The 21958-nt window shown below is 39.5% G+C and carries 15 protein-coding genes; 11 read left to right on the top strand and 4 right to left on the bottom strand.

The window, feature by feature from the left end; genetic code table 11:
• Positions 1-497 precede the first annotated feature (497 nt).
• The 10 genes from H5072_RS00835 (at position 498) to rluF (ending at position 16047) form a co-directional block, all read left to right on the top strand.
• Positions 498-800, top strand: coding sequence for an isoamylase early set domain-containing protein (locus H5072_RS00835; RefSeq protein ID WP_024595450.1), 303 nt, complete (start codon positions 498-500; stop codon positions 798-800).
• A gap of 9 nt (positions 801-809) precedes the next feature.
• Entirely contained in the window at positions 810-2804 is a 1995-nt protein-coding gene (gene malQ / locus H5072_RS00840) for a 4-alpha-glucanotransferase (protein WP_182692394.1), read from the top strand.
• Positions 2805-5012 (top strand): 1,4-alpha-glucan branching protein GlgB, encoded by a 2208-nt coding sequence (gene glgB, locus H5072_RS00845; protein ID WP_182692395.1) that lies wholly within the window; start codon positions 2805-2807, stop codon positions 5010-5012.
• Positions 5005-7068 (top strand): glycogen debranching protein GlgX, encoded by a 2064-nt coding sequence (gene glgX, locus H5072_RS00850; protein ID WP_182692396.1) that lies wholly within the window; start codon positions 5005-5007, stop codon positions 7066-7068. Before glgB ends, glgX begins: the two co-directional genes overlap by 8 nt.
• Entirely contained in the window at positions 7061-9598 is a 2538-nt protein-coding gene (locus tag H5072_RS00855; RefSeq protein ID WP_182692397.1) for a glycogen/starch/alpha-glucan phosphorylase, read from the top strand. Before glgX ends, H5072_RS00855 begins: the two co-directional genes overlap by 8 nt.
• 14 nt (positions 9599-9612) lie before the next feature.
• Positions 9613-10914: a glucose-1-phosphate adenylyltransferase gene (glgC, locus tag H5072_RS00860; RefSeq protein ID WP_002958601.1), complete on the top strand. Its 1302-nt coding sequence runs from the start codon at positions 9613-9615 to the stop codon at positions 10912-10914.
• An 80-nt stretch (positions 10915-10994) separates the two neighbouring features.
• Complete coding sequence (locus tag H5072_RS00865) at positions 10995-12530, top strand: glycogen synthase (RefSeq protein WP_138490438.1); 1536 nt, start codon at positions 10995-10997, stop codon at positions 12528-12530.
• 89 nt (positions 12531-12619) lie between these two features.
• On the top strand, positions 12620-13834 hold the full coding sequence (locus H5072_RS00870; protein WP_149603661.1) for an EAL and HDOD domain-containing protein: 1215 nt from the start codon (positions 12620-12622) through the stop codon (positions 13832-13834).
• Positions 13835-13864: 30 nt separating this feature from the next.
• Entirely contained in the window at positions 13865-14935 is a 1071-nt protein-coding gene (locus tag H5072_RS00875) for a DUF418 domain-containing protein (protein WP_182692401.1), read from the top strand.
• 86 nt (positions 14936-15021) lie between these two features.
• Positions 15022-16047 (top strand): 23S rRNA pseudouridine(2604) synthase RluF, encoded by a 1026-nt coding sequence (gene rluF / locus H5072_RS00880; RefSeq protein ID WP_033020665.1) that lies wholly within the window; start codon positions 15022-15024, stop codon positions 16045-16047.
• Positions 16048-16069: 22 nt separating this feature from the next.
• Here the strand turns inward: rluF and H5072_RS00885 are convergent, their stop codons facing one another.
• The gene (locus H5072_RS00885) at positions 16070-16654 is read right to left on the bottom strand and encodes a hypothetical protein (RefSeq protein WP_165724054.1); all 585 of its coding nucleotides are present in this window, start codon (positions 16652-16654) and stop codon (positions 16070-16072) included.
• Positions 16655-16716: 62 nt separating this feature from the next.
• A complete protein-coding gene (locus H5072_RS00890) occupies positions 16717-16971 on the bottom strand; it encodes a MetJ regulator of methionine regulon (RefSeq protein WP_182692398.1) in 255 nt (84 codons plus the stop codon).
• A gap of 242 nt (positions 16972-17213) precedes the next feature.
• Here H5072_RS00890 and H5072_RS00895 point away from each other — a divergent pair, with 242 nt between their 5' ends.
• The gene (locus tag H5072_RS00895) at positions 17214-17546 is read left to right on the top strand and encodes a PBPRA1643 family SWIM/SEC-C metal-binding motif protein (protein WP_182692399.1); all 333 of its coding nucleotides are present in this window, start codon (positions 17214-17216) and stop codon (positions 17544-17546) included.
• 109 nt (positions 17547-17655) lie between these two features.
• On the opposite strand, the gene H5072_RS00900 is transcribed toward H5072_RS00895, so the two are convergent.
• Both H5072_RS00900 and H5072_RS00905 read right to left on the bottom strand, forming a co-directional pair.
• A complete protein-coding gene (locus tag H5072_RS00900; RefSeq protein ID WP_182692400.1) occupies positions 17656-20724 on the bottom strand; it encodes an efflux RND transporter permease subunit in 3069 nt (1022 codons plus the stop codon).
• A gap of 2 nt (positions 20725-20726) precedes the next feature.
• The gene (locus H5072_RS00905; protein ID WP_165724062.1) at positions 20727-21809 is read right to left on the bottom strand and encodes an efflux RND transporter periplasmic adaptor subunit; all 1083 of its coding nucleotides are present in this window, start codon (positions 21807-21809) and stop codon (positions 20727-20729) included.
• Between the last annotated feature and the right edge of the window lie 149 nt (positions 21810-21958).

Raw genomic sequence — 21958 nt, forward strand, 5'->3', positions numbered from 1 at the left:
ATCAACTGAGATTTCTTTTTTACTGTATAGGGTATAAATTGAGGTACCAATAAATGCAGCTACAACTAAAAAAATGATGGTGGTAGTTATTAAAATGGTTTTTTTCAACATGAAATTAATGATATTTCAGAGTATTAGAATGATGTGTATTATCCATGATGAAGTAATATAAAAAAAGTAATTTAGGATTTTAAATTTTCTTCGGATATTTGCAGCTATAAATATTTATATATTGAACTAATGAGGTTTTTAATAGTTTGTTGGTTTGAATATTGCTCTGTATGTTAAGTATCATTTAAAGCGTATTGTATATAAGGTTAATGCACCTTTTTGGTGTAATTGAAATATTATTTGCACTGTAATAAAGCGTAAATAAAGTTTTGTTTAACTAATAACACGTTTAATGATTTTTAGATGGTTACCACATCGCCTTTTTGTTTAGTTGTATGGCCTGTGGCAAAGATTAAGTACCCTTTTTGGTTTAGTTGGAGCCTGCTATGTTGAATAAACGTTTTTTTAAAACAAAAGATGAAGCTGAAGTTACTTTTGAATTTTCTCATCCAGAGGCAGAAGAAGTTTGCTTATTAGGTGAATTTAATGATTGGAAACCAGTGCCAATGAAGCTTTATAAAAAACAAGGTGTGTTTAAATTTAAGCAACGCTTACCTATCGATCAACAATTTCACTTTCGTTATCTGATTAATGGAGACATTTGGGATAACGACCATCAAGCTGACGGTTATATCGGCAATACATTTGGCACAGAAAACAGCATAGTAAATACTCAACGCACTAATTAAGGCGATTCAATGGATGCTCTTTCGCAGTTGTTTTACCTGCATGGTATTGGCTTTGAATTCACTAAGTATACAGGTGAACAGGTATTTTTTAGCGAAGAAACGCGTAAACGTGCTTTGCAATGTTGTGGTGTTGATACAAATAATGAAGCAGGAATAGCTCAACTAACTTATGATTTAGATGCATCGCTTTGGCTTGATTTAGTACCTAGTGTGAGTTTAGTTGAGCAAACTGCATGTTTGTTAAAGCTTCGTATAGATGAACGTCAGCAATATTTAGCCGCTAATATCGATGTCCCTTCACTTGGAATGCATATAGCATTTGATAACCTTTATAACTTGGCTGTCACTGGTGAATATTACTTGCATGGCGTTCGCTATATTGAGCTGGCACTACCCATTGGTAATATGCCAATTGGCTATCATGACGCTAATGTTCAGGTAGGTGAGCAACACGCTATTACACAAATTTGGTGCGTGCCTGAGCAAGTCTATCAAGTGGGAGACACAAAGCGCACTGGATTATCTATTCAGCTTTACACATTAAAAAATAGAGCGAATTTTGGTATTGGCGACTTTGACGATTTATTAGCGCTTACAAAACTATGCAGCTCCCATAACATGGATTATATATTACTTAATCCACTGCATTTGTTATTTGCTGATATGCCAGAGCGAGCCAGTCCTTATAGCCCTAATAGTCGCGCTTTATTAAATCCTCTTTATATTTCTATCGTACTAAGCGAAGACGCAATAAATAACGAAAACCTTGACGCCATTATGCAGCAAGATGATGTCGCTGCACGTATTAAAAGTAATGATCAGTTTATAGATTATGAAAATGTAAGCCGTATAAAGTATACGTTATTTGAAGCGCTTTATAATCAGTTTGAATTAACGGCAAGTGATGAGCGTCGCCAAGCGTTTACTGATTTTTGTAATGCTCACTCTACTACGTTAAATACCCTCGAATCAGATAACCTAACATTTGCTTATTACCTGCAATGGCAAGCGCATATGCAACTTGCACTGTGTCAAAAAAGTTGCGCAGAGAGAGGCATGGCTATTGGCTTAATAAACGACTTAGCTGTTGGTTGTGCTGGCGATGGGGCTGAATTTAAAAACCAGCAATCGCTGTTTAGCCAAGGTGCAAGTGTAGGCGCTCCACCCGATCCATGGGCTGAAGCAGGTCAAAATTGGGGCCTCCCAGCCCTCAATCCCCAAAGCCTTAGTAATAATCACTACCAATTTTACCGCTCGCTCATTCGCGCAAACATGCAAAACGTAGGTGGGCTTCGAATTGACCACGTAATGGCTATTAGGCGCCTATGGTGGTGCTTTGAAAGCAATGGCGGACAAGACGGCTGTTATGTTTATTATCCGTTTGAGCATTTACTTGCCATTTTAAAAATTGAATCGCATATTAATCAGAGTATTGTTATTGGTGAAGATTTAGGCATCGTACCGCCAGAGGTTAGGGAAGCTTTGGCATCTAGCGGTATTTTTTCCAACAGCTTATTTTATTTTGAGAAACAACACAGTGGAGAGTTTTTATCGGTAGATGAGCTAGCAACACATTGTTTGTTAATGATAGCCAATCACGATGTTCCTCCATTTACAGGCTGGTGGCAACATGATGATTTAGATATTAAGCAACAATATAAGCTTATAACTTGCAATGAATACGAGCAACTAAAGCAACAGCGAATAGAAGAGCAACAAAGGTTACTACGTTTTATTAATCACCATGGCAATACAACTGAGCTTTTATTACATAGTGAAGCTGTGACTGTTTATAGCGCACTTGCATTGTGTTTAGCAGGCTCTCAATCGCGTTTATTTGCAATACAAATAGATGACTTAGATGAGCAAAAGTATCCGGTTAATATCCCCGGGACAGATAAAGAATATCCTAATTGGCGACGTGTATTAACGCATACCAGTGAAGAAATTTTTACCAAAAATGCCTCACTTTTAGCTGCTATCGATTCAATAAGGAAAGGTTAAATGAGCAGTACAACTAATGAAAATAGTTATGATGCACAAGTACACGCATTAAATATAGGGCGATTTAAAGACCCATTTAGCTTCTTAGGGGCACATAAAACGGATGCTGAGGTTGAAATTCGTTTTTATCTACCTTGTGCAATAAGCGTAAGTGTTACATTAAATAATAAAAGTATTAAGGCGAAACGCTACCAGCAAAGTGACTTATTTATAGCCAAAGTTGATGCTTTGCCCACTGCGCCATATGAATGCATTGCTCAGTACACAGATAGCAGCGTTACCTTTTATGATGAATACAGCTTTGAAAGCACACTTGATGCAGAGGCAATGTATTTATTTAACGAAGGCAGTCTTGAACATGCTTACTCGCATTTTGGTGCACATTTTAGTACTCAACAAAACGTAGACGGTGTACGTTTTTGTGTATGGGCGCCTAATGCGGCAAGTGTCTCTATTATTGGTGAGTTTAACTTTTGGCAAGCGAATCGCCACTTTATGCGCTTTCATCCTGCAAGTGGTGTATGGGAGTTATTTGTACCAGGCCTTAAAGCTGACATGTGCTACAAATTTGCAATTACCGCGCAAAGTGGAGAGGTGCTCGAAAAAGCCGACCCTTATGCATTTAAAATGCAACAAGCACCTGGCACTGCAAGTGTACTGCAGTATAAACCAGAACCTATAAAGCTTGGCGAGCAGGCACTTCAAAACAGACAAAAGCGTAACCATATAGATGCACCAATTAGTATTTATGAAGTGCATTTAGGCTCATGGCAACGGGCTGAAAACAACCGCTATTTAAGTTACACAGAGCTTGCCGACAAACTCGTTAGCTATGCCCTTGAAATGAATTTTACTCACCTGCAACTTATGCCAATAAGTGAATACCCGTTTGATGGTTCGTGGGGGTATCAGCCTGTTGGATTATTTGCACCTACCAGCCGCTTTGGCGACTACAACAGCTTTAAATACTTTGTAGAGCAGTGCCACAAAGCTAATTTAGGTATTTTGCTTGATTGGGTACCAGGGCATTTTCCAAGCGATTCGCATGGCTTACATCGATTTGATGGCACCCATTTATATGAGCATGCTGATAAGCGCCAAGGGTTTCATCCTGATTGGAATACCTACATTTATAACTACGACCGTCCTGAAGTTAAAAGCTTTTTAATATCAAATGCTATGTATTGGCTACATCAATTTGGTTTAGATGGCCTGCGTGTAGATGCCGTAGCTTCTATGTTGTATTTAGATTACAGCCGAAAAGAAGGCGAGTGGGTTGCTAATTGTTACGGCGGGCGTGAAAACTTAGGTGCAATTGAGTGCCTAAAGCAAGTCAATATGCGCAGCTATAAAAACAACCCAGGCATTATGATGGTGGCTGAGGAGTCGACAGCATGGCCGGGTGTCACCCAAAGTGTTGAGCACAACGGTTTGGGCTTTGGTTATAAGTGGAACATGGGTTGGATGAACGATAGTTTGCATTACATGCAGCACGACCCTTTATATCGTCAGCATCATCATCATGAAATGACTTTTTCGATGGTATACGCGTTTAGCGAAAACTATATATTGCCATTAAGCCACGATGAGGTAGTACATGGTAAAGGCTCGTTAATTGAAAAAATGCCAGGCGATGATTGGCAAAAATTTGCAAATTTACGCGCTTATTACGCATTTATGTGGGCACACCCGGGTAAAAAACTCTTATTTATGGGCGGTGAAATTGCACAGCGAAAAGAGTGGGGGCACGATCATTCTATCGATTGGCATTTACTTGAGCACCAAAGCCACAGCGGTATAAAGCACACCGTAAAAGCGCTCAATACCGTTTATAAAACCCAACCCGCGTTGTATGAGCTTGATTCGAGCGCGGCTGGTTTTACCTGGATAGATAACAATAATAATCAGCAGAGCATTTTAAGCTTTGTTCGCTATGCTAAAAACGCAAAAAACTTTGTGGTTGTTATTGCTAATTTTACCCCCGCGTCCTATGAAAACTACGTTATTGGCGTACCGAGTAAAGGGCGTTACAAGGTCATTGTAAATACAGATGATACTCAGTTTTTTGGCTCTGGCGTTGAGGTAACTAAAGATTCTTCGCTGATAGTTCAGGCAATAAACGAATCAAATCATGGTTTTAAACACAGTATTTCAATTGCCATTGGTGGCTTAACTACTATTTATTTACAAAAGGTTGATGATGAGTAACCGATTTGATGTAGCACCCGGTAATGTAGAACCACTTGGCTCTAGTGTTATTGATAATGGGGTCAACTTCGCGCTTTATGCGCCTGGGGCGAGCCAAGCTTATGTATGCCTGTTTGATAAAAGTGGCCATTCAGAAATACTAAAAATGGCGATGAATATCAACGAAGGGGGTATTTGGAGTATTCATATTTCGCCATTAAACGCCGGTGCGCTTTATGGTTTTAGAGTTGAGGGTGAATATAACCCTAAAAATGGTCAACTGTTTAACGAAAATAAGCTGCTGATAGACCCATATGCAAAAGACTTGTTTGGTGAGTTTACTTGGAGTGAACGCCATTACGGGCAAATGCCCATCGGTACTAAAAGCACTGTAAATAATGCGATTGATATACCTAAATCAAAAGTAGCGGCTCCTACGTTGTATAGGCATAAAAAGCCTAACCACCGTTGGTCAAACACGGTTATTTATGAGTGTCATGTAAAAGGTACAACGTGTCGTCATCCTAAAATACCTAAACCTCTACAAGGGAAGTTTTTAGGGTTAAGCCACCCAAGCTTTATTGAACACTTACAAAGCTTTGGTGTTACAGCCGTTGAGCTTTTGCCTGTTCATTCTTTTATTAGTGAGCAATTTTTAACAGGGAAAGGTTTGCAAAACTACTGGGGTTACAACACGCTTAACTTTTTTACCCCCCATAAAGACTATTTGGTAAACGACGATATAAACGAGTTTAAGCAAATGGTGCAAGAGTTTCATGCTGCAGACATAGAAGTCATATTAGATGTTGTTTACAACCATACAGCTGAAGCAGGGGCGGATGGCCCTATACTATCGCTTAGAGGCTTTGATAACTTAGCCTATTACCGCACAGTAGATGGCCAGCCTGACGTATATATAAACGATACCGGCTGTGGTAATACCATAAATATTGACCACCCTAAAACACTGCAACTTGTACTTGATAGCCTTCGTTATTGGGTTGAAGTAATGGGAGTTGATGGTTTTAGGTTTGATTTAGCGACCATTTTAGGCCGCTCAAAAGCAGGCTTTAGCTCCGCACATACTTTTTTACAAGTAGTTGCCCAAGACCCTGTGCTTAACAAAGTTAAGTTAATAAGTGAGCCTTGGGATATAGGCCCAGGTGGTTATCAGCTTGGTGCATTTCCGCCGCCATGGCGAGAATGGAACGATCAATATCGCGATGTAATTAGACGTTTTTGGCAAAGTGAAACAGGCATTATTGCAAGCGTTGCAAAACGTTTGCATGGATCGTTTGATATTTTTGAGCACAGCCAACGTGGGCCGCTCAATAGTATTAATTTCATAACGAGTCATGATGGTTTTACCCTTGCCGATTTAGTGAGTTATGAGCATAAACATAACGAAGCTAATGGCGAGCAAAATCGAGATGGGCACAGTGCAAATCATTCGTTTAACTGTGGGGTAGAAGGTTTTACCAGCGACTCTAAAATAAACGCACTGCGCTTACAGCAACAAAAGAACTTTTTACTTACTTTAATTCTCTCAAAAGGTGTTCCAATGATTGCCGCTGGCAGCGAAATGGCGCACTCGCAAGGGGGGAATAACAATGCTTATTGCCAAAATAATCGCACTAGTTGGCTTGCCTGGAAAGATTCTCAACTTAATCATTCGTTAACACGATTTATTGATGATGCATTAAAAATTAGACGTGCGCACAGTGCGTTTAAACACAGTGTATTTTTAGATGATATAGACGAGCGTTTTACCGTTAAGTGGTTTACCGAACAAGGTAAAACCATGACTGATGCTCACTGGCATGAAGATACCAGGCAGTTTTTAATGTATAGCTTACTTGATAAGCAAAACAATCATGCATTGCTGATTGTATTTAATGCCAGTGAAAAAACAATTTTTTGTCAAATGCCCCCATCGCCAATTAATGCGCCGTGGCAAATGATTCTATCAAGTGTACATAATGCACCTGTGAGCAGTAATGAAGATGCGATGGTTGAAATTTCAGCACAAAGTAGTTGGGTTTTTAGTGCCAATTTAGAGGATGTTAGTCATGGTTAAACAAAGTGATCAAGTGTGTGTAGTAAAGGGCTGGCAAGAAGGTCCTGTTATTGATGAAAGTACGCTTAAAGATGACTTAACACGGCATTTTTATTATACCCTCGGCCGAGATAAGGTGGGGGAATCGCAGCATTATTTGTATCACGCATTAGCGCTTACTATTCGCGACAGACTTGTGGCCCGCTGCAGAGAAACGAATCAACAAATTAAGCAAGAGAAACGCCGCAAAACGGCTTACCTTTCTCTTGAGTTTTTGATGGGGCGTGCGCTAGGTAATGCTGTTTTAAATCTAGATTTAGATGAACAAGTAAGCTCAGCACTACAAGAGTACTGCACAACAATAGAAACAATTGAAGACGCCGAGCACGACGCTGGCCTAGGAAATGGTGGGCTAGGGCGCCTTGCAGCCTGCTTTTTAGATAGCTGTGCTAGTTTAGCGTTGCCTGTTATTGGCTATGGCCTACGATACGAATACGGCATGTTTAATCAATCGATTAAAGATGGTAACCAAATTGAGCAACCAGATAACTGGCTACGTGAAGGACATCCATGGGAGCTAAGCGCACCAGAGCATGCAAAACGTGTGAAGTTTGGTGGCTATGTGCAAAGTTACACAGATAAATTTGGCAGAGAGCACCGTCAATGGATGGGCTCACAAGATGTATTAGCTGTACCGTACGATGTACCTGTCCCTGGGTATAAAAACAATATCGTAAATACACTACGTCTGTGGAAATCAGAGGCAACAGATGAATTTAATTTAACCGAATTTAATGCGGGCAGTTATTCAGAAGCCGTCGCACAAAAAAATCTAGCCGAACAGATCACCATGGTGCTGTATCCAAATGACAGCAGCGAAAATGGTAAGGAACTTAGGTTACGCCAACAATACTTTTTATCATCGGCGAGTATTCAAGACGTAGTAGACCAATGGGTTTCCCAACATGGCGAGAGCTTTAGTGACTTTGCTGATTTTCATGTTTTTCAGTTAAATGACACGCATCCAAGTATTGCTGTTGCAGAGCTAATGCGTATTTTAATTGATGATTACGAATTAAATTGGAACGATGCTTGGAAAATCACAACTAAAACAATGGCTTATACAAATCATACGCTACTTCCTGAAGCGCTTGAAAAATGGTCTGTTTCGTTGTTTTCAAAATTATTGCCACGCATTTTAGAAATAGTTTACGAGATAAATGCACGCTTTTTAGCACAAGTTTCACAGCAATGGCCGGGAGATGTTGAAAAGCAACGTGCATTGTCACTGATTGAAGAGGGTGATGAGCCGCAAATTCGTATGGCTTATTTAGCTATTGTAGGTAGTTACTCTGTAAATGGCGTAGCAGCACTTCATACTGAACTGTTAAAAGCGGGATTATTTAAAGAATTTTATGCACTGTGGCCAGATAAGTTTAATAACAAAACAAATGGTGTAACGCCTCGTCGATGGCTTGCGCATTGTAATCCAGTATTAAGTGAATTAATTGGTGAAAAAATTGGCCATGATTGGGTTAAAAACTTTTCAAAAATTAGTGACCTACGTCGTTTTTATGACGACAAGGCATTTCATGAGCAGTGGCAAAATGCTAAACGTGAAAACAAACAACGTTTAGTTGATTTAGTTAAGGCGCGCTGCGATATCGATTTTGATGTATCAATGATGTTTGACGTACAAGTAAAACGTATCCACGAATACAAACGTCAGCTATTAAACATACTTCATGTGATTCATTTATATGACCGTATTCGCCGTGGGGATACCCAAGGGCTTGTTCCTCGTTGTGTTCTATTAGGTGGTAAAGCAGCGCCGGGTTATTACATGGCTAAAAAAATTATTAAGCTTATTAATAACGTGGCAGAGGTTATAAATAAAGACCCTCAAGCTGCGCCATATTTACGCGTCGCCTTTTTGCCTAATTACAACGTAACCGCAATGGAAGTTATTTGTCCTGCAACTGATCTCTCAGAGCAAGTATCTACCGCAGGCAAAGAAGCGTCTGGTACTGGCAACATGAAATTTATGATGAATGGTGCATTGACAATAGGCACGCTGGATGGCGCAAACATTGAAATTAGAGATGCTGTTGGTGCTGATAACTTCTTTTTGTTTGGCGCACAAGCGCACGAAATTGACGATATTAAATCACGTTATAATCCAGAGCATTTAATATCGCAAAATAGCGATTTAAAGAATGTGATGCAATTACTCGAGAGCGGGCATTTTAATTTATTTGAACCATGCTTATTTGACGACATAACAAATGCAATTAAGAGCCCGCACGATCCATGGCTTGTTGCTCACGATTTTGAAAGTTATGTAGCAGCTCAAAAAGAAGTTGATAAAGCTTACGCAGATCAGACCTACTGGACACAAATGAGTATTTTAAATACAGCAGCCAGTGGTATGTTTTCAAGTGACAGAACCATAAGCCAATACAGTGAAGATATTTGGCATTTAGAACCCCTCAATATTAGTGAAACAGACTTAACGACAACTAAAAGCCATGCCACTAACAGCCTAGACTAAATGGAGAGAGTATTATGCCTAATTATGCAAATCGCTACATAAGTAGCCTAACCAGAGAAACTTACGCGTTAATACTGGCAGGCGGTCGCGGTTCTCGCCTGCATGAGTTAACCGATTGGCGAGCAAAGCCAGCAGTTTACTTTGGTGGTAAACATCGAATTATCGATTTTCCACTATCAAACTGCATTAACTCGGGTGTGAGACGTGTTGGTATTGCTACACAATATAAATCACATTCATTAATACGCCATGTAAACCGCGCATGGGGGCACTTTAAAAAAGAGCTAGGAGAGTCGGTTGAAATACTACCTGCATCTCAGCGCCAAGGTGATGATTGGTATTGTGGAACCGCAGATGCTGTTTTTCAAAACATAGATATTATTCGTCACGAGCTTCCTAAATATGTGATGATTTTGTCTGGAGATCATGTGTACCGTATGGACTATGGTGCTTTATTGGCTGAACATGTGCAAAAAGGCGCAGATATGACTGTGTGTTGTATTGAAGTCCCAGTAGAGGAAGCCGCAGACACGTTTGGTGTAATGACCGTTGATGAAGAAAATAGAGTGTGTCGTTTTGATGAAAAACCAGCAATGCCGAGCTCCGTACCCGGCAAGCCAGGTACATGTTTAGCATCAATGGGGAACTACATTTTTAATACTGAATTTTTGTTTGAGCAACTTAAAAAAGATTCTGAAAATGAAGGCTCTGGACGCGATTTTGGTCACGATATTATTCCAGCGATTATAGAAGAGCATAATGTGTTTGCCTTCCCATTTAGAGATCCAAACCAAGAAGGGCAACCTTATTGGCGAGATGTAGGTACGCTTGATTCGTTCTGGGAAGCTAATATGGAACTGGTAATGCCAGAACCACAACTTGATTTATACGATCCAACGTGGCCAATATGGACTTATCAAGAGCAACTACCACCTGCTAAGTTTATTTTTGATGATGAAGATAGACGTGGTATGGCTTTAGACTCAACAGTCTCGGGTGGGTGTATTATTTCGGGCTCTGCGGTTAGAAAATCCCTGTTGTTTTCTAACGTTCACGTTCGCTCATTTTGTACCATTGAGCAGTCGGTGATTTTACCCGGTGCGGTTATAAACCGAGGTTGTAAAATTAAACGCGCAATAATAGATAGAAGCTGTGAAATACCGGCAGGTCTTGAAATAGGTTTTGACAAAAAAACAGATGAAGAAAACGGCTTTAGAGTATCTAAAAAAGGTATCGTTCTTGTTACACGTGATATGCTCACTGAGCTTGCAAAAAAGTTAGAACGCCAAGCGCGAGAAAATAAAAAGCTAGCGTAACAACAAGTTAGATAAGCACGACAACATAGCTTGCTCATTTGTGAGCAAGCTCACACAGGTTTAAAGGAAATAATAAATTAATGCATGTATTAATGGTTGCAGCAGAAAATGACGCGTTACCAGGCGCAAAAGTAGGCGGTGTGGCAGATGTAGTACGCGATGCACCTAAGGCTCTCGCAAAGCAAGGTATAACGGTTGATGTTGTTATTCCTGATTACGGGTTTGAGCCGCTTGAGCGTATTTATATAGGTGAAGTAACCGTTGCATTTAATGCTCAACCCCATGTGTTAACCATTTTTAAAGTACAACAAGCCCAAAATAATGTAAGCCAAATTGTTATTAGCCACCCGCTATTTAGTGAATCAGGCAGTGTATATTGTAATGATGCACCGGGGAGGCCTTTTGCAACTGATGCGACTAAATTTGCTCTATTTAACGCAGCCGTCTGCGAAGCGTTATTACAAGGTGTATTAAAGCGCCCTACAGCGCTGCATTTACATGATTGGCACAGTGCCTGCGTTGCAGTTTTGCTTAAGTTTGAGCCTCGTTATAGCTCACTTAATACCTTACCTATTGCTTTCACAGTGCATAATATTGCACTGCAAGGGATAAGGCCTTTCAAACATGATGATTCAAGCTTAGAGGCGTGGTTTCCATCACTAAGTTATAATGGCCAGCAATTATGCGACCCGCGTTACCCTCATTGTTTTAATCCTATGCGCAGTGCAATAAATTTGTGCGATAAAATACATGTTGTATCGCCAACTTACAGCCAAGAGGTTCTTGAACCTAGCAATTACGAACATGGTTTTTTTGGTGGCGAAGGGCTTGAGCAAGATCTGCAAAATGCAGCAAGCCAAGGCAAGCTTGTTGGTATTTTAAATGGCTGCGAATATCCAAGCAATGCACTTGAAGGAGCAACTCTCGCCGATTTTTATAGCCAAGCTGAGAGTACTTTGTTTGGTTGGATGGCCAATTACGAGCAGTTACAAAGTGGCTACTATATTGCCCACCAACGACTACAACAATTTAAAGCAACGGTTAATAACGGTCCATTAGTTACAAGCGTTGGCCGTCTTACTGAGCAAAAAGTGTTGTTATTGTGCCAGCAGGTTAATGGGGTTTTAGCTATTGATAAAGTGTGCCAATTAATTAATGAACATAACGGCAGACTTATTATTCTCGGCTCGGGTGACAAAGAGCTCGAAAGCATATTTACCAAAGCAATGGCGCGTAATTCCAATCTTTTATTTTTAAAGGGGTATGGGCAAGGTGTTGGCGATTTAATGTATCAATTAGGTGACTTATTTTTAATGCCAAGCTCGTTTGAACCGTGTGGTATTAGCCAAATGCTAGCAATGCGAGCGGGGCAACCGTGTTTAGTACACAGTGTTGGCGGATTAAAAGATACTGTTAAACACCACGAAAATGGTTTTAGCTTTAATGGAGACACGTTGGCAACGCAAACGCGTAATTTAATTAGCTGTTTAGACGAAACTCTCTTAATTAAAAAGCAAAATCCTAAAAGATGGCATAAAATTAAGCACAGCGCAGAGCAAATGCGTTTTTCGTGGCCACAAGTGGCAACTGATTATATAACAACCTTATACCGGTAAATCGTTTCTGTACTTTAAAGTTTAGTGACAAATCTACCTGCTTAGGGTTTAATTACTTAGTATTATATAAAAGCTAAGAAGTAGGTAATGTGTCTGTATTTGTTGCAAGGCAAGCAATATTCAATCGAAGTAAAAAAGTAGTAGCCTATGAGCTACTTTTTCGTGATAGTCCAAAAAATTATTTTCCAGATATTGCAGAAGGCCAAGCAACAGCAAGGCTTATTATGGAAAATCAATTAAATTTAGGTACACGCCATATTACATCAGGCAAAAAAGCGCTTATAAATATAGGACCTGAATCATTAAAACTCGATTTATGTGCTTTCTTACCATGCCAAGACGTTGTGATTGAGTTGCTCGAAACCATAGAACCTACCGACGACAACTATGAGCTATGCCGAGGTTTATTTCATAGTAACTACAAACTCGCGCTCGATGATTTTGTATATAAACCACAATGGGATCGTTTTCTAAAGCTTGTGAAGCTCATTAAATTTGATATTGCAATTACACCTCTTAGCGAAATACAGCCCATAGTTACTAAGTTACAAGCGCATAAACAAATAAAAATACTAGCCGAAAAAATAGAAACACAAGAAGACTATGAGCTTGCCTTTGATATGGGGTTTGATTATTTTCAAGGCTATTTTTTTGCAAAGCCTACCATGATCAAGCAAAACGACATTGATTATAATTATGGTTTAGTCGTCGCTATTTACGCAGAAATAATGAAGCAAAGCCCTGACATTAAAACAATCGCAAGCCTGTTTGAGCTAGATGCTGCACTCGCATATAAGTTACTGAGATTAATAAACAGCGGTGTGTTTCCTATACAAAGCCAAATATCGTCATTAAAGCAAGCGCTCGTGTATTTAGGACACGAACGCCTTAAAAAGTTTGTGAGCCTTATTGTTACTGCTCATACAGCGGGTAAAAAACCTGCAGAGCTAATGCAAGTGTGTGTTGTACGTGCTCGTTTTTGTGAGCTTGTGGCAAAAAAGGTTAATAAAAGTCAGTCAGGCGAAGCATTTTTAACAGGATTATTTTCACTGCTAGATGCAATCCTTGATCAACCAATGAGCTTGCTTGTTGAAAAGCTACCTTTCCCTGATGAAATAAAAACGGCATTATTAGGGGACAAAAACACACTTTATTATATTTTAAACGTTGTTAAAGCATATGAAACAGGAAGCTGGTGGGCACTTGAACAAGCTGTACTTTTGTTGAATATTGACAGTGCTATACTACCTCCACTTTACCAGCAGTCAGTCGATTGGGCTGACAGTTATAAGAATAATATTTAACGGATAATAGCTTTAATGCGCAATTATAATATGGACTTTATTCGCGGCGTTGCCGTGCTTGGCCTCGTTTACATGAATGCTTACGCCTTCGGCATTTTTGAATATGGGTATTCCTCCTTAACTAATCCTCCTGTTAGCGACTCAATTATTCACACCCTTAGCAGCGTGTTTGTAGACGGGCGTTTTAGAACGCTGTTTAGTTTGCTTTTTGGTGCTGGGCTTTATATTCAGTGGCAACGTTACAAGTCTGAAGTGCAGATAAAAAGCAGGCTCTATTGGTTAATCCTCTTTGGTTTAGCGCATGGTTTTTTACTTTGGGCCGGTGATATTTTATTTGTTTACGGTGTATCTGGCTGGTTTGTTATTAAATATTTAGAAAGTGATAGCAACGTACTTTTAAAAAGAGGGTTTGCATTTACCTTGTTGTCGGCTGTGATTACCTTACTTGTTATATCTAGCGTACCCGATGAAATAATTTACCGCGATACAGCACAGTTTATTGAATTATATAACCCACACTATATTGATTACTTTATTAGTAACCTTGCTATGAACACGTTAATGCTTGTTATGGTGCCAATAATGACAATGTGGATGTGCGTGGGCCTTATGCTCATTGGCATTTATTTATATAAACAAGACGTTTTTAGTAAAGGCTTAACGACTCAGCAATTAATAGTTTGCGGTGCAATGACCCTTGTTTTTTGTGGAATCAGGCTTTATGCATCACAGCTTAATGGCAGCTTAGGATATGGGGTGCAAGAATTTGTAAATATTTTTGCGGCGCTAGGTATGGCTACGCTGTATATTCATTTAATTGTTAAATTTTGCAATAACAGCGCACACGTTGGCACGCTTATTCAACAAGCGGGGCGCTTAGCATTTACTTTATATATTAGCCAAACACTCATACAACTGTTGTTATATAAAGTGCTATTTACGCACTGGGTGCTCAATTTTGATCGTATTGACTACTGGTTAGTTGCAACGGCATTAGTTGCACTGCAGCTCATATTTACCTTTATATACAGCCGTTATTTTAACCAAGGCCCGCTTGAATTTGTATGGCGTAAATTAACGAAAGCAAAAATTAATGCTTAAACACCTATAAATTTTAAATTAGGGGCGAAAAAATAGTGTGGGTGGTTTACACTACTCGCCTTAAAAATTACTACGCTATAAGTGCCATGACCGAATTAAAACGTTTAAATAAATTTATTAGTGAAACAGGATTTTGTTCACGCCGCGAAGCCGATAAATATATTGAGCAAGGTCGTGTCAGCGTTAATGGCTACTCGCCTGAAATGGGCGTAAAAGTTGCTGCTACCGATGTTGTATTGGTTGATGGCAAGCCACTTAAAGCCACACCAAAGCGCGTTTATATCGCTTACAATAAACCAGTTGGTATTACGTGTACTACCGAAAGTAAAATTCAAAGTAATATTATTCGCGCGGTAAATTATCCTACGCGTATATTTCCAATAGGGCGTTTAGATAGACCTTCTGAAGGGCTTATATTTTTAACTAACGAAGGCGACATCGTTAATAAAATTTTGCGTGCGGGTAATAACCACGAAAAAGAATATGTTGTTACGGTTGATAAACCGCTTAATCGTCAGTTTGTTACAAAAATGGCCAATGGCGTGCCTATTTTAGATACGGTGACTAAAAAGTGTAAAGTGACACAAACTGCCCCTAAAGAATTTAAAATAGTACTTACACAAGGTTTAAACCGCCAAATACGCCGTATGTGTGAATATTTAGGTTACGAAGTGGTGACGTTAAAGCGCACTCGTATAATGAACGTAACACTAAAAGGTTTAAAGGTAGGGCAGTGGCGTCATTTATCTGATACTGAAATGGCGCAAATAAACGACTCGATTTCTGACTCAGGTAAAACTCAAGAACATTCGCTTGATGCTAATAAACAATCAGAAAATAATACGCCGTCAGCTCCTAAAAAGCGTGATTTTCAGGGTGAAAATCCTCGCCGTTTTAATAAAGGCGAACAAAGTGGCGAGCGTAGTACTGAGCGAAATTCAAGTCGCAACTCTGATCGCAGTAATGCTAATGGCGAGCGCAAAAATGAGCGCAGTAAAGCACCTTATCAAAAGCGTTCTACCACGTATGTTGGTAAGCCAAAAAGTATTAAAGAGAACAAGTCGTCACAGTCAAAACCTAGCTCGGGGCGTACCCTTAGCTTAAAAAAATAATCTGCACCTAAGTGGTATTCTACTACCACTGTATTTCTTGTACTATATTGCCAAGTGGGCTTGTAACGCCCACTAAATTTATATTGTTATTTTGCAAAGTCACCAATTTATTCTTATCTAAATACCATCTAAAAGTGTATTTTCTGTAGTTCTGTAAACTAAGCACAGTTAGCGTTGCACAACTGTACTCATAATCATTTGGGCAACTACCTACCTCGAGTAATTGATGCTCTTGCTGCCATATATTATTGCTGTGTTTATTGGCCCATAATTTCACAGAAATACAAACTGACGTCCATAACCATAAGTAAATTAAAATGGGCAAAAACAGTGGTATAAATGCGCTGCGGAACTTCCCATGCTCAGCAATATAATTTTTAACTGTATGTTTAAATTCAAAGTTATTATTGTATTTTTTATATAGGTGCCTTAATAAAACAACCGACAACACTATCGCCGTTATTGGAAATAACGTAAATGTTAAGGTGTTATATATACTGTTGGGGATAAAAGCGGGGTCGGCTTGTTCATCCCATGCAAGTAAAACCAGCGGAGGTGCTGTTACTAAGAGTAATAAGGCGCTGTTGAAGAGTTGCTTAAAGGTCAAAGGGTATTCACTTATAAAATGTTGCTTGTATAAAGCCCAAATTAGCGCTTAATGTTTCGCTATTAAATGCTAAAGCCAATATAAAATAAGAGTATACCTAAATAAACTGCAATCGCCGATAACGAGTTTTTAGAGCGCAGGCGATTAACAAGGTCGCGTGTGCCATCGAACATACCGGAAATAACCAGTAGTATGCCTCCTGTAAAACGGTAGTTGTTTAAGTTCACGTTACCATTTTCATCAGTTATAAAGCGTAAATAACCAAAAAGTATAAAAAGGCTGCCCGCTATTAGAAGTGCAATTTTAAAGTTTTCCAAGGCTTTTCCATAATATTGAGTTAGATATTAAAACGCCACTGAGTCTAGCTAGTATAATTTTACTATATTTCGAATTCAAATTTTGCCTAAATCCATTAAATGTCCTCATTATGTCGCTATATTAGGCGTATATACGCTAAAGCTTGATTTATATTGTGCATTAGCAAGTACACCTTAGTTATATGTTGGGTAAGCTGTTAAGATGCGCCGTCTTAATAATGTAGAAAGGTTATAGAAGTAACATGTCAAAATTTTTCTTTATGGGTAAGCCCGACATAATGGGTAAAAATAACAGTAATGGATTTGCGCCAAATCGTACCGCAAAGGTAGGCACAGAGTTACACCCGTTAACGCTAATTGTAAACTCAACTGAACGACAATCAGAAATAGAAGCCATACTAGCAGAGCATTCGCTATTTGCTTCAATTGAAGTTAAAGCAGACGTACCAGAAGATATTCGCGAACTAGACTTTGCGCTTAGCAAGTCAACACCACAAGTATTTGATAAAGTACCAGAGCGTAACGCACCTTGTGTATGTGGTAGTGGCAAAAAATATAAAAAGTGTTGCGGTTAGTTTCTTAACAACTAAATATGTAGCCTTTCTTTTTTTATCGGTATTAAATAAAAATGCCACTGACCTTGAGCCAGTGGCATTTTTTAATGTTAACCGATTATATGTTTAACTACTTACGTGGCTCGTAATCAATTCTAAATATAACCGTGTAAAGTACTGGCACCACAATGAGCGTTAGTATGGTAGCAAAGCCCAAACCAAACATAATTGTTACCGCCATTGACTGAAAAAACACGTCAAATAACAGCGGGATCATACCTAAAATAGTAGTTATAGCCGCCATAGCAACTGGGCGCACACGGCTCACACCAGAGTCAAACACGGCTTCATAAGGCGATTTACCTTCACTCAATTCGAGATTTATTTGATCAACTAATACAATACCGTTTTTAATAAGCATACCGCTTAAGCTTAATAAACCAAGTAGTCCCATAAAACTAAACGGAGCATTCATAGCTAACAAGCCCGCGCTTACACCGATAATAGCTAACGGAACCGTTGCCCAAATCACAAGTGGTTGCTTAAGCGAGTTAAAAAGTAATACGGTTACTGCAAACATCGCTAAGTAACCCAGTGGTAATGAGCCAAATATTGCTTTTTGAGCTTTGCTTGAAGATTCAAACTCGCCGCCCCATTCTAGTTCGTAACCGCGCGGTAATTCCATGTTTTCTATTGGTCCGCGAATACGTGCAAATAGTTTGGCAGGGGTTTCATCCCCTAATACATCGTGATCGGCCATAATCGTAATTGTACGTTTGCGATCGCGGCGCATTATTAGGCTGTCTTCCCACTGCACATCAAATTCGTCTACAACTTGGGTTACTGGTACAAATACACCAAGTACTGGGCTGTATATTTGAAGGTCGTGTACGCTTTCTACGTTTAAGCGCTCGTTAGCAGGAGATCGTGCAATAATAGGCAGCAACTGCGTGCCATCGCGATATACGCCCACTTGTTTACCCGATAAACTTGTTAGTAATACATTGTCTAAGTCAGATTTACTAATACCTAAGCGGCGTGCTTTTTGCTCGTTAAACTGCGGGCGAATCATTTTAGTACGTGCACGCCAGTCATCACGAATATTGTACGCGCCATCGTCGTTACCAATAAGTTCTTCAGCTTTAGCAGCGAGTTGTCTTAAAATAACAGGATCAGGGCCTGAAAAACGCGCTTCTATTTTTGCATCAGTAGAAGGACCAATTTCCATTGGCTTAATTTTAAGCTGTGCAGAGAGTGCATGATTATTTGAGTAATCACGTACAGTTTGCATTACAGTCGCTACGGCTTCTCTGTTGGCTACACGAATAATTAATTGCCCGTACGCGGGGTATGATTTTTCTGGTGCGTAGGTAAGCATAAAGCGTGGCGCGCCTTGGCCTGTTGTACTTGTTACTTCTTCAACAAGGTCTTCTTTTTGCAAAAACTCTTCAAGTTTTTTAACGCCCTCTAGGGTTGAGCGAATATCAGAGCCTTGCTCTTGCCAGTAATCTACATAAAACATAGGTGTATTAGAGGCAGGAAAAAACGACTGTTTAACAGAGCCAAAACCAACAACCGCAGTACACAGTAAAACAACCATTAATATAAGCGTGGTTTTTCTAAAGTGCAGCGCTAAATCTAAAATCGCTTTGTAACCATTAAAAATAAAACCTTTATATGGGTCTTCATCTTCTTGGCCTTCTTCGTTTTTAAACTCGTTTTCTTTGAACATTAAATTGGCAAAAAATGGCGTTAGCGTAATGGCTGTTATCCAACTTAATAAAAGCGAAATAAACAACACCCAAAACAAGCTACCGGCAAATTCACCACTGGCATCAGAGCTTAATCCAATTGGCGCAAAGGCAGTGACTGCAATGACTGTTGCACCTAGTAAGGGCCATTTTGTTTGCTCAACAATATTAACCGCCGCTTTGAGTTTTGTTTGCCCACGTTTAAGGTTTATTAGTATCCCTTCGGTTACAACTATTGCGTTATCAACCAGCATCCCTAGGGCAATAATAAGTGCTCCAAGCGATATGCGTTGCAAGTCGATAGCAAACAACTTCATAAATATAAACGTACCCAGTACAGTAAGCAGTAAAATACCACCAATTAAAATACCGCTTTTTAAACCCATAAATAGCAGCAGTACTACAATAACAATCGCAATAGCTTCAAGTAAGCTGATAATAAAACCATCAACCGATTTTTGAACCTCTTGTGGTTGGTTGTATACCGAATTTATGTCAATACCATGAGGGCGTTGATACTCAAGTGAGGCTAAGTGCTCGTCAATGTGTTTACCCACATCTACCACGTTAACTCCCGACATAAACGATACGCCAATAAGCAAAGCTTGCTGAGAATTATAACGAATAACATTGTTAGGTACTTCTGCGTACTCTCTGTAAACCTTTGCTACGTCGCCTAAATAAATAAGCTCACTTGCACCAGGTTTTGAAATTAATAGCGTTTCGAGCTCTTTTACATCTTTAAATTCGCCAGTAGGGTGCAAGCGAATTGACTCATCGCCCACGCGAATTTTACCCGCGTTAGATACCGTATTTTGCGATTGCAGTAACTGAAATATATGACTGGGTGCAATGCCTAATTGAGCTAATTTACGCGTTGAGACTTCAACCATTACTTGCGGTTGCTGCTCACCTGCAACCGTTACTTTACTTACGCCTTTAACCAAGACTAGCTCGCGCTTTAAAAAGTCTACGTAGTCTTTAAGCTCGTCATATGAGTAGCCATCACCGGTTACCGAATACATAACACCGTAAACATCGGCAAAGTCATCTAAAATAGTGCTTGGGTAAACGCCGCTGGGAAGCGAAGGGGAGAGGTCGTTAATTTTACGACGCATTTCATCCCAAATTTGGCGAAGTTGCTCTTTTCGATAAGTGCTTTTCATCTCTACCGAAATTTGCGACTTGCCGTTAGATGAAATAGAAGTAACGTAATCAACATAAGGGAGTTGCTGAATCGCGTTTTCCAGAGGAAAAGTTACTTCTTCCTCTACTTGTTGCGGCGACGCGCCAGGGTACATGGTAATAACCATGGCTTTTTTAAGCGTAAACTCAGGGTCTTCTAATTGCCCTAAATCAAAATACGACACGGTACCGCCAATTAATAGCAGCAGCGTAAACATCCAACTGATTACTTTTTTCTCTATGGAGAGTTGTGCAAAGCTCATAATTATAAGCCTCGCTCTTTATTCCATGCTCTTACTTTCATGCCTTCTTTTAGTGAATGCACACCGGCAGAAACAACAATTTGGCCTTCTTTAATACCACTTAACACCTCAATACCATCGCGGTGTAGCTGGCCAATTTTTACTGCTTGTTTATGTACTTGGCTAGTTTCTGAATCAAAAAGCCACACGTAGGCATTATCTTTAATAGACTCTTGAGGTTCAGAAAACACTGATTCGATTGGCAGTATTGTGTAAGACACTTGCGAGCGCGTTACTTTACTTAAATCAATAAATACACTGCCCGTCATACCCGCTAGTAAATTAAAGTCCTCAGGTACTGGTAGCGAAAACACAACTTTATAGGTAAGTGTTGCAGGGTCTGCTTGGGTATCCCACTCTTTAATATCAAGTGTGTATTCTTTATCGTCAAAGCCATCGAATTTTACAGTAGGGTGGTAATCAGTGCCTTTTTGAAAACGAGCGACTATTTTTTCAGGAACTTGGATTTCTACATCCATTAAATCGCGTGTTTCTAAACGCAATATATTTTGTTTGGCTTGAATGTTTTCAAAGTTTTTAACAAATACTTTTGCAACTGTGCCTGAAAATGGCGCGCGTAGCTCGCTGTACTCAAGGTTTGTTTGTGCAATTTTAAATGCAGATTCAGCAATTTGCATATTAGCAGTGGCTTGATCTAATTCTGATTGGCTAGTGATTTTTTTCTCAAACAATTGCTCAATACGGCCAAGTTGTGATTTTGCCAATTCAAAGCGCGCTTTGCGCTCATCAAACTGCAACTGAAAATCTTCAGGGTCCAGTTTTGCTAATAAATCACCTTTTTCAACGTGTTCACCAGCAAGCACAGGAAACTTAATAAGTTCGCCGTTTACCCTAAAAGCAAGGTAAGAGCCTTGGTTTGCAACAACCTCAGCAGGAAAGCTGCGAATGTTAGTTTGAGAATCATGACCTATGTTGAATAATTTAACAGGGCGAATGGGCTCTTCTTTAACTTGTTGTTCTGGCTCAGAACAGGCTATTAAGCTTAGTAAAGTCGTAGTTAAAAAACATAGACGAAAGAGTTTCATGTCTTCTCCGTTGCAATGATGGCAAAATAATTAAGTGCAGCATACGCTGCAAACATATAAAATAAAAATCATAAAATTTTAGAAACTCAATAAGTTTTACTTATAATGTTGCAGAGCGGTATATGAAGCTGAATCAATTAATAATTTTA

The organism is Pseudoalteromonas sp. SR45-5, assembly GCF_014163565.1.
Classification (GTDB): Bacteria; Pseudomonadota; Gammaproteobacteria; order Enterobacterales; family Alteromonadaceae; genus Pseudoalteromonas; species Pseudoalteromonas distincta.